The sequence below is a fragment of the Pseudomonas sp. KU26590 genome (genome assembly GCF_026153515.1).
Classification (GTDB): domain Bacteria; phylum Pseudomonadota; class Gammaproteobacteria; order Pseudomonadales; family Pseudomonadaceae; genus Aquipseudomonas.
Map to the genome: position 1 here is coordinate 3,343,360 of NZ_CP110644.1, position 13,555 is coordinate 3,356,914.

Consider the following 13,555-nt stretch of genomic DNA (forward strand, 5'->3'; position numbering starts at 1 on the left):
AAAGGAATAATGCAGACTCATTGCAAATGCAACCACAAGGACGGAACCTTCGATGAATACTGCCTCGCTGCACCTCTACACGGCCGATACCCCAAACGGCCAGAAAATCCCCATCGCCCTCGAAGAACTCGGCCTCGATTACACCCTGACCCACGTCGACCTGAACAAGGGCGAGCAGAAAGCCCCTGTTTTCGTTGCCCTCAACCCCAACGGAAAAATTCCGGTCCTGGTGGATCGCGCCAATGACGTGACACTGTTTGAATCGGGGGTGATTCTCACCTACCTGGCCGATCAGCATCCTTCACTCGGCGGCGAGAGGCAGGCAGAGCGGTTGCGGGTCCAGCAATGGCTGAGTTTCCAGATCGCAAGCGTGGGGCCGATGCTCGGACAGCTGTGGTGGTTCCGCCATGCCAGCCAAACCGCCAACGCGCAGGCGCTGGATCGCTACCGTCAAGAGTCGCTGCGGCTTTACGGTGTGGTGAGCAGCCAACTTGCCGATCGCGGGTACATCGCCGGCGACCGCTACACCATCGCCGACATCGCGCTGTTCACCTGGCTGCGCACGTACGAAGAACTGGACCTGGACATAACGGGGTTCAAGGCGGTGCGCACCTGGTTGCAAAAGATCGAGCAGCGACCGGCCGTCAAGCGCGGGCTGGCAAAATCACGCCAGCAAGCCTGACCCCATCCGCCTGATGCCCATAAAAAGAAGACGTGATCATGCATTTCAACGCCGCTTTTTGTCAGGCCGGGCCAGGACCCTAACCTGGCCACCCTGATCGAGCATTTGCCTTGCGAAATAGACTGCCCGTTCACCTACGCCACAATCGACAAACGTACGTTTGGCCTGTCGAACTTCCTGTCGAGTTTCCCCATCGCCTGGCAGCACAAATACTGCAGCGAGGCGCTGCACAGGGTTGATCCGATCATCTCCCACGGCGTGCAAAGCGTCGCGCCGTTTCACTGGAACGAAGCCTACCGGCGCAAGCCCGTGCAGGGGCAGGGCGCGTTCGAGCAGCTCACCCGGGAGTTCTCGATGCAGGACGGCTACACCTTTGTCGTCCACGACCCGCAACAGCGCATGGGCCTGTTGAGCCTGGTCAACCGTGAGCAGAGCCCGCACTTTCATCACCAGATCCAGCACATCAAAGGGACGCTGCAACTGGCGTTGGTGGCGTTTCACAGCGGCATGAACCCGGTCTCAATGGCCCAGAACACTGCCGATCCGCCCCTCACGGTCCGCGAGCACACGATCCTGAGCTGGGTGTCACTCGGCAAGTCCCACAGCGAGATCGCCTGTATCTGTGACATCCGCGTGCGCACGGTCAAGTTCCACATGGCCAACATCGTGCGCAAGCTCGAGGTCGACACTGCCAAGCAAGCGGTCTTCGCGGCGGCGCGGCTGGGCATCGCCTGATTGGGCGCCCGCTGCGCCGTTTGCACAGGCGCATCGGGCACGTCAGCGCGAGGCGCGCGTCCTGTACCTAGGTACAGTTTCGGGGCGAAAAGGAAAACAGAATGATGGTGGGGCAGCCTCGATAACAACCCACAATGAGAGGGATCCCTCATGACGTTCTCTGCCCAGCCCGTCAGTACGCATGAAGCTCGTGTCCTGGAAGACATCACTCAACATGAAATTTCTGCCCTCAAGACCCGGCACAACCTCGCCGACGCCCACACCCACCAGAATCAGAGCCGCACCCAGGCCGAAATCGTCCGAAAGCTGCCCCAGTTGTGGCAGCGCGCGCAGACGCTGACCCAATACGAGAGCGAGCAAGCGTTCATCAAGGCGTTTTATCAGTTTCACGGTCAGCACCATGCGCTGCAGCGCAGCGATGAAATCTACCTGGCGTACGCCGCCTCGGTGGCGATGCACATCACCGCCACTTTCCTGCGCAAGCACGACATGAGCGTGGCGCTGATCGAGCCCTGCTTCGACAACCTGCACGACTTGCTCAAGCACATGGAAGTGCCGATGACGCCGCTGCCGGAAGCCATTCTGGCCGACCCGACGCAGGTCTACCGGCTGCTGGAGAAAACCGCATCGGCGGTGGACGCGATTTTTCTGGTGGACCCGAACAACCCGACCGGCACTTCCATGTTTGCCGAGGGCCCGGAGACGTTCATCGAAGTCGCGAAATACTGCCGCGATCACGACAAGATTCTGATTCTGGACTTCTGCTTCGCCTCCTTTCTGAAAGTGGCCGGCGGTCAGCGTGTCGATGCCTACGCCATTCTCGATGAGATCGGCACCGACTACCTGGTGATGGAAGACACGGGCAAAACCTGGCCACTGCAGGACACCAAGTGCGCCGCACTCATGAGCAGCCGCCGGTTGAATCCCGAGATCTACAGCATCGTCACCAGCGTGCTGCTCAACGTCTCGCCATTCATTCTTCAGGTCGTCACCGAATACATCAACGACAGCGAAGCTGATGGCTTTGCCTCCGTTCGCGACGTGCTGCAGACCAACCGCAGGGTGGCACGCGAATACCTTGAGGGCACGATGCTGCGTTACGTCGAGCCGGCCATCGAGACCAGCGTCGCGTGGTTTGAAATCCAGCGCGACGACCTCTCGGGCGATGACCTGCAAGCCTACCTGCTGACCCATCAAGCCTACGTATTGCCCGGTCGCTATTTCTTCTGGAGCCATCCGGAACAGGGCCGCTCTTTTGTGCGCCTGGCTCTGGCCCGTGACCCTGACGCTTTCGAAAGTGCCCTGCACGTCATCCGCCAGGCGCTGGAGGCTTACGATGCTTAAAGAAACGCCGATGATCGACGCGACGGTGTTCATGGGCATGCACCATCAAAATCAGGCCATCCGGGACAGGTCGCTGGCGTTCTTCACCCAGCGCTATCACAGCGAGGTGCGCATGAGCTTCAGCCAGATTGGCGTGTGCGACGCGATTATCTGGAAGAAAGCCCGCACGCTTCAGGACGTCTATTACCCGTTCATGGATGTGCTGCACTCGGACATGAACATCCTGCGCGCGGGGTACAGCAACGCGGCGCTGAACCGGGCGGCCAACAGTGCGTCGTTGTCCGGGCTGTCCGCAGAAAAGCGCCTGCAAGCGGCGCAGGTGCTTGAGGCCAATTGCCTGTTCTACACCCATGACCCCGATTACCTGGACTGCGCGGCGCTGAAACCGCACTTGATTGCCTTCGATGAGGCGAACTCTGCCAATGGGTTTCCGGAGGGTCTGCAGCGGCTGTATCGCGCATCCCTCGAGTTGGTCATAACCGACGAGGATTACCAGCATGTCTAGACACCAAGTGCTGGTCCCTCTGGTGACGCCGCTCGACGTAGATGCCAAGGTCTGCCGGCAAAGCGTGAAGCAGCTCATTCGGGCCTGCGGGCCGCTGGTTGACGGGTTTATCCCGTGTCTGACCTCAGGGGAAGGCTGGAACCTGTCGGCTGCGCAGTGGACAGACATGCTCACCTACACCCTGGAGTTTGCCGGCGACGCGCACCGCGTGGTGGCCGGCATAGAGCTTCCCACGACTGAGGAGGTGATTGAACGGGCCGAAATGGCGCGCGAGATTGGCGCCAGGGAAATCATCGTGACATCACCCTTTGCGCCCGGCACCGGTCAGGAGCACATTCTGGCGCACTACCAGGCCATTCACAGCCGCACGCCGCTGGACCTGTTGGTCTACAACGAATCGGCGCTGTCGGGTAACGAAAAGAGCTTCGACACGTTGTTGAAAATCGCTCGGCTGGAGCGTGTGACCGGGCTCAAGGATTCGCCCAGTGAACAACGGACGCAGGCGCAGATCGACCGGATTCGGGAAGAGGGCGTGGATTACTTCATTGGCTGGGAACGTGAACTGGCCGGCGCGCTGGTCAGCGATGGCAACGTCGTCTCCCTGGCCAACCTGGAACCCGCCCTGTGCCGAGTGGCCTGCCTCGCGCAGCAGCCTGAGGTCGCGGCCATCGTCGCTCGCCTCAATGAACAATTTAGCCTCGGGGAGGATGACTGGTACGCACACGTGAAGCGCGAGCTTACCGCCCGTGGCGTGCTGCGCTCGGGCCTCACGACTCAACAGCAGGACGCTCACGTGCACGCCGTTCACGAGCACGCCATCCTGGCGCACGTCAATTGGGAGCACGCCAGATGATCGCTTCTCAGAAATCATTGTTTCGCGCCAACCGGGCGCTCATCGAACAGCTTCAGCCGATTCCCGCTGAGCTGCTGCACTTCGAGCAGCAATGGCTGGATACTGCGATCCGCGAGAGCATGACCGAGCATCAGCCGGCCAACCTGAGCGAATTGCGCGCCATGCTCGCGGCGCTGGTTGAACAGGACAAGGCAGAAGAGCCTGAGACGGCGCGCTACGTGGCCGAACACATGACCCTGGACGAATTCAAGATCCTCGTTCAGGAGTTCGCCCTCGACGGCCTCACCGAAGCCCAGGTGTTTTATCACCTCATGCCGCGTCTGAGCCTTGAAGCCCAGATGCCCATGCTGCGAATGATGATCGACGAGTTCGGTTCGGGGAACATCAGGCGGTCGCACACCACGCTCTACAAGGTGCTGCTGGATGAGCTGGACATGCCGACGGACCTGGAAAGCAATATTCAGGCGAACGCCGAGGCAGGCTGCTCGTTTCCCAACATGTTCTGCTGGTTGACCATGCGCGCCCATGATCCGTCGTATTTCGCCGGCGTGATCACCTACTTCGAGACGGTGGTGCCGTTCTTCTTCGGTTGCTACACGACCCTGTGCGACAGGCTCGGGATCAAAGCCCACACCTATTACAGCGAGCATGTGCACATCGACGTCTTCCACGCGCTGGAAGGTCAGCGGCTGCTCAAGGCGATGGACAACGACAAGCAGTTGAATCACGCCAACGCCTGGCAGGGCATCTGCATGGGGCGGTGGATCACCAACAACGCGTTCGATCAGGCGGTGTACAAGGCGCAGGCGAGCAAGGTCGGCGAGGGCGTCGCACATGCTTGAGGAAGGGGACGTTGCACTCAGGCCGGCGACCTTCGTCATTCAGGCCGGACAGGACCAGTACGAAGTGCCCAGTCTGTGCCCACACCGCGAGGGCTGGCTGGAGCATGGCACCGTCAATCACAACCGACGGACCATCACCTGTCCGCTGCACTTCTCGGTGTTCAGCCTGGAAACGGGCGAGCAGTTGGGCGGGCCTGCATGCGGAAGTCTGACGTGCCGTAAATTGACGTGAATGCCTGGGGTAAACACTGAGTAGGACTTCAGTCGCGCCCCCGCGTGTGGGCGTGCTGTTCTGCGGCAGAGCGTGGCTGTATACAGAGCGGCTGCTGACGTCAGTCAGCGCCGCCAAACGGCTATCGTCAACTCAGGTCAGTGCCTGATTCACGCCTTTTCGTCTTGCTCGGTCGCATCATCGTCGTGCTTGAGCGCGGGCTTCATGCCTGGCTGCGGCGCGTGCACGGCATCCGGTGCGACTTCTTCACCGTGGTGCTTCTTCTCTTGCTGCACTTTTTTGTCGTGGGCGACGTTACGTGGATCGGTCATGGGAATTCCTTGATCTGGCAGTTGATTCGAATGCTCACCGACGCGGCACGTTGGCCGTGAGCGCCGTGGCAAGATTTGGAGTCAGTGCCGGCTTCAGCGTTCAGTGCAATTTAAACCGCGAGGGTGACCTGCGAGATGACTGCCCCGTGATGACTGCCCCGCGATGACCCGTCAGCCCGGCCACCAGATGATGTCGTCAGCGCAAATGCCCACCAATCCTCAGCCCGCCTGCTGCGCGAAAGCCGGCTGGATGTAACAAAACAGACTCGACGCCGGCTTCGGACGGCCATACAGGTAGCCCTGGGCGTAATTGCATCCGCTGTTGGCCAGCCAGGACGGTAGATGGGGCAGGTGAAATTCCTCGACGCCTTCAGCCGTGACTTGCATTTTCAGGCTGCGCGCCATGCCCAGAATCGCTTCGACCATGGGCAGGTGATCGGTTTGCCCCGGTTCAAAGAACGACCGGTCTATTTTGATCTTGTCGATGGACAGGCGGGTCAGGTGATACAGGCTTGAATAACCGATGCCGAAGTCATCCAGCGCCACCGTAATGCCGTGCTCGTGCAACTTGCTCAGGTTCTGCCGCGCCACGTCCAGATTGCCGACCAGGGCCTCTTCGGTGATTTCGACTTCGAAGCGATGAAACGCAAATCGCTCTTGCCGCAGTTGCTCCAGCAACTGATCGGGAAACAGCGCGTCGGTCACCATGCCGGCACTGACGTTCATGGATAAGCGCAAGTGATCGTCCCAGCGATTGGCGGCGCGACAGGCTTGCTTGATCAGCGAGCGGGTCATGGCCGGGATCAATCCCAGGCGCTCAAGCACCGGAATGAAGTCGGCCGGTGCTCCGGTGCTGCCGTCGGCCTTGAGCCAGCGCGCGAGGACCTCAAAACCCACCACCGCCTGAGAAGGGAGCGCGACGATCGGCTGAAAGTAGGGCACGATTTCGTCTGCATCCACCGCCCGTCTCAGTGCCAGTTCAAGGTCGGCCTGGGCCCGGTGCTGCTTTTCGTATTCGCTGTCATAAAAGTTGTAGGTCGAACGCCCGTCTTTCTTGCCCCGGTACATTGCCGTGTCGGCGCAGTGCAGCAATGCCGAGGCATCCTGGGCGTCTGTCCACGAGCGTGAAATGCCAATGGTAGCGCCCAACGCCGAAGGCTCGGCGACGCCGGACAAGGGCGCGCCGAGCTGAAACACTGCCGCCTCGGCGATCTGGCACAGCTCGGTCTGGTGCTTGAAATTGAGAAACAGCAGGCAGAACTCATCACCGCCCAGGCGCACCGCAACGCCGCCGTTATCGTCCGCTATCGCTTCGAGCCTGCGTGCTATCTCCACCAGCACGGTGTCACCGGCGGCGTGGCCGTGCTGATCATTGACCGCCTTGAAGTGGTCCAGATCAATGAGCATGACCGTCGCAGGCCGCCTCAAACCGAGCTGATTTCGAACCATCTCCATGAAGATGCGCCGGTTGATCAAGCCACTGAGCGAATCATAGGTGGCCAGGGTTTCGGTCTGTAGCTGGGCTTCTTTCAGCCGGCGGTAGCTTGACTGGGTGTTGGCGATCAGGCGCTTGAGCAGGAGCGTCGGGATGATCAACGAAATCAGCGAAAACCCCGTGACGGTCAGGACGAAACGCCACCTTTCGGCGTCTTCGAAGTCAGCGTCATACGGCAGGCCGAGCCAGTGCATGACCCAGGCTTCGAGCTTGAATTCCCACAGGATGGACAGGCCAATCACGGTGGACAGTGCGATCGTTAACAGTACGGGGAGGCGACAGGCATTGCGGCGGTGCAGGTCAGTCATGGCAGGCCTCTCTGGGCCATAAAAGTAATATGCAGTGTCAGACTGCCATCATTGCACATAGGTTCGCACCGTTGATCGAAGAATCATCGCTGGATGCCGAACGGTATTTGCGTGTGATCGGGAGCGTGGCCTGCGTAGGCGCGCTTTCAGGTTAGCCAGCAGCCATCCTGGGATCCGGCCGGCGAAGTAACAGCAAGGAGGCGACGAAGCCCAAAATCCCTACGCTTCCCAAGGTTGACCAGGTCTCGACAGGGGTTCGATTCACGATAAGCCAGCTTCCCGCGTAATAGCCGGCGGTGCCGCTAAGCGCCCCTGCCGCACTCATCAGGCCGAAAAACGTTCCCTGACTACCATCCGCTGCCAGTGATGCGGTCATGCCTTCCAGCGTGGGCAGCAGGATGGTTTCGACGACGGTGTAGGCCACGATGAACAGCAGAAACCACTCGATACCACGCAGCACAGCGAGACTGGCGAACGTCACACCCGCGCCCAGATACGCCCAGGTGGCCAGTGACGCAGGATTTACTTTCGTCATCCAGCGTTTCGCCAGGATGAGGAAGGCCAGCCCGACCACGCCGTTCACCACGTAAATCGAGGAAGCGGCATGAGGGCCTGCCAATTGCCCCGCGTACATCGGGAATGTGACGTAAAGCTGGGGAAACAGGAAAAACCATGGCAACGAAACCACGATCAACCGCCACAACCCGGCATGTGTGGCGGCCAGCTTCAGGCTGCTCATCACGGGCTGACTTTTAAACCTCACGGACGAGCCGAACTTCGACCGATAGGCGACAGCGCTGAGGCCTATAAACAGCACGGCGCTGACGCCGAAAGCCATGCGGATGTCAGCCTGTCCCGCAAGACCGCCGATAATGGGCCCAACCGCTGCTCCGGCGTTCAGCATCTGGTTGTTGGAAGCGAAGAGAGCTGAATGACAGTCCTTGGGTTGCCGGCCAAACAGGCCATAAACGCCGCCCTCGTAAAACGCGACACCGGACCCTGCGAGCACCGCGAAGCCTATCCAGGCGCTCACCCCATCGAAACAGCTGAACCCGAGAAACCCCAAGCCCCTTAGCAGCAGGCCCAGGGGAATGACCCTGTGCGAGCCGAACCGATCAGCGATCGCGCCTGCAGCGAGTGGCAACGCTTGTGCGCAGAGCAAATTGGCGGACATCACCGACGCAAGGGCGGCTGCACCAAAATGGAGGTGGGTTGACATGTACAGCGCCAGCAGCGGAATCGTCATGAAATGCGAGGCGTTCATCACCCCCTGCATCCACAGCAATCTTCGGATATCGCGGGGCCAGGAAGGTCGTTCGGGCTGCTTTTCCATGATCATGTTGAGATCCAGTAACCATCAATGTTAATTTGATGGTTACTTACATCGGCGGCGTTTGCAACAGGAGAGGGCGATGCAGACTCAGAATCAAGCCGCACCGGGCGATCTCGAATGCGTTCGGCGCTTCATCAACACCTGGTGTATTCCAAACCAGACGCGCACCGAGACGGATGACCTGCCGTTGCTCGTACGTGACGCTGCAAGATGGCGCGAGGAACTCTCGCTTCACCCTCGGGCCGACAGCGATACCCTGGAAAAGCTATTGGCGTTGCGCTCGGATTTACGCAAGTCGTGCGAGGGCCTCGATGACAACCATGCTCAGCTGAACGCCTGGTTCTCACGCGTTGCGCTGTCAGTGCAGGTCAAGTCTGTGCAGGGCGCCCCCCAGCTAGCGGTGACGCCCGCCGACGCCAGCTGCATCGCCTACATGCTTGCGGCGGTGGCCAATGCAACCTCATCAGGTACCTGGTCGCGACTTAAGACGTGTGGCGATTGCCGTTGGGCTTTCTACGACCACACTCGCAACGGCAGCAAGCGCTGGTGCGGGATGACCAAGGGCGGCGCGGAGGGCAGGGCGTGCGGGACGATCGCTAAAGTCAGCGCCTTCAGGGCGCGTGCTGCCGCGAAAAAGAGCGCGAAGCCGGACGTAGACTAGCCGGCCGGATTGGCCTGGATGAGCCGCCTGGAACTGCGAAACCTGCGCGTTTAGAGTGGGCAGCCCGGCTATTAACGTGAACGCAAAAAAGGCGACAGCTTGCGCTGTCGCCTGATCCTGATGACGTGAGGTTGACACTGCGCACCACGGAAGTGCGCGCCGTCGTCTTAAAACAACGAGATCGGGTAGTCGATGATGACCCGGTACTCGTCGGTGTCTCGCTGCATGTCGGTGCGGAACACACCTTGGCGGACGGCCGTGCTCAGGCCTTTGGCAGGCCCGGATTGCACCACGTAGGCCAGCGTCGTATCTCGGGTCCATTCTTTACCGTCGGCGGCGGCGGTCTTGATGTGATCGCCATTGGTATAGACCGTCTTCAGCGACCAGCCCGGGAAGCCCATTCCGGCGAAGTCATAGGCGTAGCGCAGCTGCCAGGCGCGCTCGCCCGCGCGCTGGAATTTACCGGACATGGTTTCCGTCATGAAGTAGCTGGTCGTGCCCGCGCCTTCGTTAAGCCAGACCGCATCGCTGCTGCCGTTGACCTGTTGGTAACCGGCTGAGACAGCGTGGGCGCCCAGGGTGTAAGTGAACAACCCGCTGGTCAAACGGCTGTCGACTTTGCCGCGGGTCACGCCGTTGCCGTAATAGCCGGTACTGAAGTAGTCAGGGTCGTTGCCGTTACGGCCATCGGAACTGTTGTCCCAATGACGAATATCCGACGTTAAACGTCCCGGCCCCAACTGCAGACCATATAAGGCACCCAGAAAGTGCTGTTTGTAAAAGTTGGTCAAGTTGGCGTAATAGTATTGCAGGGTCAGATCAGGGGTGGCCTTGTATGAACCCCCGCCGTACCAGAACTCATGGGAATAGGTGCTGCGCGTTGTATTAAGTCCCGGGTTGACCGGGTCAAGTTTTGCATTGGAGCCCGCGATCGAAAGACCTTCTTCATCGGTTGAACCGCGCTCTTTGACCTTGTCGATACGGCCTGCGGTGAGGGTCAGGTTATCGATCTCGCGCGACTCTACCTGGGCGCCCTGAAAGGTCTGCCAGACCAGGCGGTCACTGGCGATCAGGATCGGCAATTTTGGTTGCAGGGTGCCGTAACGGAACTCGGTTTTCGACACCAGGGCCTTGAGGGTCATGCCGACGCTGCTGAAATCGTCAACGGCACGGCCGTCGCTATCGGTAGGGAAGATGTTGCCCTGACGAGCGCTGCCGGTGGGGTTGTAGTGCACGCCCTTGCCCGAGTCCAGCTTGATCCCGAGCATGCCCACGGCGTCGACGCCAAAACCGACGGGGCCCTGTGTGAAACCGGAGGCGAAGTTCAGAATAAAGCCCTGGCCCCATTCCTGGGTGTAATTGGGCGCTGCGGCGCCATCGCGGTTATCGGCGTTACTGTAGAAGTTACGAGCCAATAACGTCGCGTGACTGTCCTCGATTAAACCTGCTGCCATACCGTTCTGAATGGCCAACAAGCCCAGAATCCCCGTTGAGTATTTGATCAAGGTCATGATGCATACCTAATGCCGTTGCATGAAGTGTGGAATACCGTGTGCTTGGGCAGTGTCGAAAGTGCGCAGTGTTAAGCGTGCGCAGTAGTGCGAGTGCGCAGGAATAACGGATGCCGCGCTGAGTCAGCGCCTGTTATTGATCGCCTGCCGTTGCAGGCAGCGTTTCCTCTGCGTGATCTGTGTCACGTCTCGCTGTTCTCGGCACAGCGCAAAACTACGCAATAGTTCCATCGGCGGGTTAAGACAACTTCGCTCTGGCTGGATAACAAACACTTATGGATGGGCGTTATGCATTTAATAAGTGCAACGCCGTGGTGGCGGGTGCAAAAGCGGTCATAAGTCGGGCTTATCGCTCCAGTTATAAAGGCTCTTGGCGCGCCGCCCGGCAGCCTCGGTACATTGGCGGCAGACCCGAGTCATGACCGCTCAGACGAGCGAGCAAGAGGCAGAAACAAGAGATGGATCAACAGCGCATCAAACACCTGATCGACCTGCTGGCCGAGTCCGACCTGAGCGCACTCACACTTAGCGAGGGCGGCACCACGGTCACGCTGAGCCGCCATGGCGGTGTGCCCGCCGCAACGCTGCCCGCCGAAACGACCGCTGCTCAGGCCATCGTTGAGCCGGCCGCGGCTCCGGTAAAACCCCCGCCAGGTCCAAACCAGCCAGGTCCCAGCCAGTCCCACTCAGAGGCGAGCCAGCCAGAGCCGACCCGCCGCCAAGTGTGCTCGCCGCTGTACGGCGTCCTGCACCTGACGCCCTCGCCGGATGAGCCGCCCTTCGTGGCAATCGGTGATGCCGTGACCGCAGGGCAGACCCTGTGCATCGTCGAGGCGATGAAGATGTTTCACCAGGTCACGGCCCCCCGCGCCGGGCAGGTCAACGCGATCCTGGCAGCGGGCGGCGCCGAAGTGGAATCCGGTCAGCCCCTGTTCGACCTCATTTAGCCCCAGGCAGGTTTCCCCATGTTCGACAAAGTACTGATCGCCAACCGCGGTGAAATTGCCCTGCGCATTCAGCGCGCGTGCCACGGCCTGGGCGTGAAAACCGTCATGGTCTATTCCCAGGCCGATGCCCAGGCGTCTTATCTGCAGTATGCCGACGAAGCTTTATGCATCGGTCCGGCCGCACCCGGGCAGAGCTACCTGAATCAGCAAGCGATCATCTATGCGGCACAGGCCTCCGGCGCGCAGGCCATTCATCCTGGTTATGGCTTCCTGTCCGAGAACGCAGACTTCAGTGAGCGTGTCGAAGCCGCCGGGATGACCTTTATCGGGCCGACCGCCGCGTGCATTCGGGAAATGGGCGACAAGGTCGCGGCCAAGCGTGCCATGCGCAAAGCCGGCGTGCCCTGCGTGCCGGGGCCTGAAGGCGCGTTGCCAGACGACCCGTTGCTGATTCAGCGCATCGGCGATGAAATCGGTTATCCGGTGATCGTCAAGGCCGCAGGCGGTGGCGGCGGGCGCGGCATGCGCATGGTCGAGCGCAGTGAAGACCTGCTGCCTGCCGTCAGCGTCACCCGTGAAGAAGCCCGACGGGCCTTCGGCAATCCGGAGCTGTATATCGAGAAATTCCTCGGTCATCCGCGCCATGTCGAAATCCAGGTGCTGTGCGATAACCACGGCCGGGGCGTGTGGCTGGGCAGCCGTGATTGCTCGCAACAGCGCCGTCATCAGAAGGTGCTCGAGGAGGCGCCAGCGCCGGGTATTGATGCCGCACTGCTGGCGGCCGTCGGCGAGCGTTGTGTGCGGGCCTGCCAACAGATCGGCTACCGCGGCGTCGGCACCTTCGAGTTTCTGTTCGAAGACGACGAGTTCTATTTCATCGAGATGAATACCCGCTTGCAGGTGGAGCACCCGGTGACCGAACTGACCACGTGTATCGACATCGTTCAACAGCAACTGCGCATGGCGATGGGTGAGCCGCTGACTTTCGAACAGCGCGACATTCGCACCCAGGGCCATGCGCTGGAGTGCCGCATCAACGCCGAGGACCCGCAGACGTTCATCCCCACGCCCGGGCGCGTGACCCGTTGGGAAGTCCCCGGCGGCATCGGCGTGCGCGTCGATTCCCACGTGACCGCCGGCGATCAGGTGCCGCCTTACTACGACTCCATGATTGCCAAGGTCATCACCCACGGCGCCACCCGCGAGGAAGCGCTGGCGCGTATGCGCACGGCGCTCTCGCAACTGCGCATCGAAGGCATCAGCAGTAATGTCGCGCTCCATCGCGACATCCTTCAAGACCCGGATTTCTGCGCGGGTTCGGTGGACATCCATCATCTGGAACGTTGGCTCAAGGCCAGACGGCAAGCGGAGTAAGCGCGATGCACATCAGCAAGATTCGACAGATCGTAGAATGGATGAGCAGCGCCAACCTGGCCCAGTTCGAGTTGCACAGCGGCGACTTCAGCCTGCGCCTGAACCGTCCGCTCAACAGCGCCGCGGGCGGGGCTGCCCACACGGCGCAGGCCATCGAAACCGCTGCACCTGCGCCACGGATCGGCGCCATGGCCACGGTCTGCGGACGCTTTCTGTCCTGCCACCCGGGGCGTGACCAGGCTGAAGTGCAGCCCGGCGACGTGATCGCCGTGGGTGCAGTGGTCGGTTTGATCCAAGTCGGCGACGTCTTGCTGCCGGTCACTGCCACCGCAGCCGGTACCGTGAAAGCCTTCATGGTCGAAGAACAGCAACGGGTCGATTACGGCACTGCGCTGTTGTCGCTGGTCCACACATGACAAGCA

15 protein-coding genes are annotated in these 13,555 nt (G+C 60.6%); 11 read left to right on the plus strand and 4 right to left on the minus strand.

Annotation, left to right across the window (positions count from 1 at the left end):
- Nucleotides 1–52: 52 nt before the first annotated feature.
- The 7 genes from OKW98_RS14515 to OKW98_RS14545 all read left to right on the plus strand — a co-directional run bounded on the left by OKW98_RS14515 (nucleotide 53) and on the right by OKW98_RS14545 (nucleotide 5,193).
- On the plus strand, nucleotides 53–682 hold the full coding sequence (locus tag OKW98_RS14515) for a glutathione S-transferase family protein (protein WP_265385369.1): 630 nt from the start codon (nucleotides 53–55) through the stop codon (nucleotides 680–682).
- Between the two features lie 105 nt (nucleotides 683–787).
- Nucleotides 788–1,417, plus strand: a complete 630-nt coding sequence (locus OKW98_RS14520) for a LuxR family transcriptional regulator (protein ID WP_265385370.1) — start codon at nucleotides 788–790, stop codon at nucleotides 1,415–1,417.
- 150 nt (nucleotides 1,418–1,567) lie between these two features.
- Complete coding sequence (locus tag OKW98_RS14525; protein WP_265385371.1) at nucleotides 1,568–2,761, plus strand: pyridoxal phosphate-dependent aminotransferase; 1,194 nt, start codon at nucleotides 1,568–1,570, stop codon at nucleotides 2,759–2,761.
- Nucleotides 2,754–3,266, plus strand: a complete 513-nt coding sequence (locus OKW98_RS14530) for a DUF6190 family protein (protein WP_265385372.1) — start codon at nucleotides 2,754–2,756, stop codon at nucleotides 3,264–3,266. The genes OKW98_RS14525 and OKW98_RS14530 overlap by 8 nt, the downstream gene beginning before the upstream one ends.
- A complete protein-coding gene (locus tag OKW98_RS14535) occupies nucleotides 3,259–4,119 on the plus strand; it encodes a dihydrodipicolinate synthase family protein (protein WP_265385373.1) in 861 nt (286 codons plus the stop codon). Before OKW98_RS14530 ends, OKW98_RS14535 begins: the two co-directional genes overlap by 8 nt.
- Nucleotides 4,116–4,961 carry an iron-containing redox enzyme family protein gene (locus OKW98_RS14540; RefSeq protein ID WP_265385374.1) on the plus strand — a complete coding sequence of 282 codons (846 nt, stop codon included), beginning with the start codon at nucleotides 4,116–4,118 and terminating at the stop codon, nucleotides 4,959–4,961. The genes OKW98_RS14535 and OKW98_RS14540 overlap by 4 nt, the downstream gene beginning before the upstream one ends.
- Nucleotides 4,954–5,193 carry a Rieske (2Fe-2S) protein gene (locus OKW98_RS14545; RefSeq protein ID WP_265385375.1) on the plus strand — a complete coding sequence of 80 codons (240 nt, stop codon included), beginning with the start codon at nucleotides 4,954–4,956 and terminating at the stop codon, nucleotides 5,191–5,193. The genes OKW98_RS14540 and OKW98_RS14545 overlap by 8 nt, the downstream gene beginning before the upstream one ends.
- 149 nt (nucleotides 5,194–5,342) lie before the next feature.
- Here the strand turns inward: OKW98_RS14545 and OKW98_RS14550 are convergent, their stop codons facing one another.
- From OKW98_RS14550 to OKW98_RS14560, 3 genes are all read right to left on the minus strand, one after another.
- Entirely contained in the window at nucleotides 5,343–5,504 is a 162-nt protein-coding gene (locus OKW98_RS14550) for a hypothetical protein (protein ID WP_265385376.1), read from the minus strand.
- 219 nt (nucleotides 5,505–5,723) lie between these two features.
- Nucleotides 5,724–7,307: a putative bifunctional diguanylate cyclase/phosphodiesterase gene (locus OKW98_RS14555; protein ID WP_265385377.1), complete on the minus strand. Its 1,584-nt coding sequence runs from the start codon at nucleotides 7,305–7,307 to the stop codon at nucleotides 5,724–5,726.
- Nucleotides 7,308–7,458: 151 nt separating this feature from the next.
- Nucleotides 7,459–8,646: an MFS transporter gene (locus OKW98_RS14560; protein WP_265385378.1), complete on the minus strand. Its 1,188-nt coding sequence runs from the start codon at nucleotides 8,644–8,646 to the stop codon at nucleotides 7,459–7,461.
- Nucleotides 8,647–8,719: 73 nt separating this feature from the next.
- Between OKW98_RS14560 and OKW98_RS14565 the strand changes: the two genes are divergently transcribed.
- Nucleotides 8,720–9,301, plus strand: a complete 582-nt coding sequence (locus tag OKW98_RS14565; RefSeq protein WP_265385379.1) for a CGNR zinc finger domain-containing protein — start codon at nucleotides 8,720–8,722, stop codon at nucleotides 9,299–9,301.
- Between the two features lie 167 nt (nucleotides 9,302–9,468).
- On the opposite strand, the gene OKW98_RS14570 is transcribed toward OKW98_RS14565, so the two are convergent.
- Nucleotides 9,469–10,812 carry an OprD family porin gene (locus OKW98_RS14570; protein WP_416147198.1) on the minus strand — a complete coding sequence of 448 codons (1,344 nt, stop codon included), beginning with the start codon at nucleotides 10,810–10,812 and terminating at the stop codon, nucleotides 9,469–9,471.
- 458 nt (nucleotides 10,813–11,270) lie between these two features.
- Between OKW98_RS14570 and OKW98_RS14575 the strand changes: the two genes are divergently transcribed.
- The 3 genes from OKW98_RS14575 to OKW98_RS14585 are packed head-to-tail and all read left to right on the plus strand — an operon-like array spanning nucleotide 11,271 to nucleotide 13,549.
- The gene (locus tag OKW98_RS14575) at nucleotides 11,271–11,759 is read left to right on the plus strand and encodes an acetyl-CoA carboxylase biotin carboxyl carrier protein (protein WP_265385380.1); all 489 of its coding nucleotides are present in this window, start codon (nucleotides 11,271–11,273) and stop codon (nucleotides 11,757–11,759) included.
- Between the two features lie 18 nt (nucleotides 11,760–11,777).
- Nucleotides 11,778–13,133 carry an acetyl-CoA carboxylase biotin carboxylase subunit gene (accC, locus tag OKW98_RS14580; RefSeq protein ID WP_265385381.1) on the plus strand — a complete coding sequence of 452 codons (1,356 nt, stop codon included), beginning with the start codon at nucleotides 11,778–11,780 and terminating at the stop codon, nucleotides 13,131–13,133.
- A 5-nt stretch (nucleotides 13,134–13,138) separates the two neighbouring features.
- On the plus strand, nucleotides 13,139–13,549 hold the full coding sequence (locus OKW98_RS14585) for an acetyl-CoA carboxylase biotin carboxyl carrier protein (RefSeq protein ID WP_265385382.1): 411 nt from the start codon (nucleotides 13,139–13,141) through the stop codon (nucleotides 13,547–13,549).
- The last annotated feature ends 6 nt before the right edge of the window (nucleotides 13,550–13,555 follow it).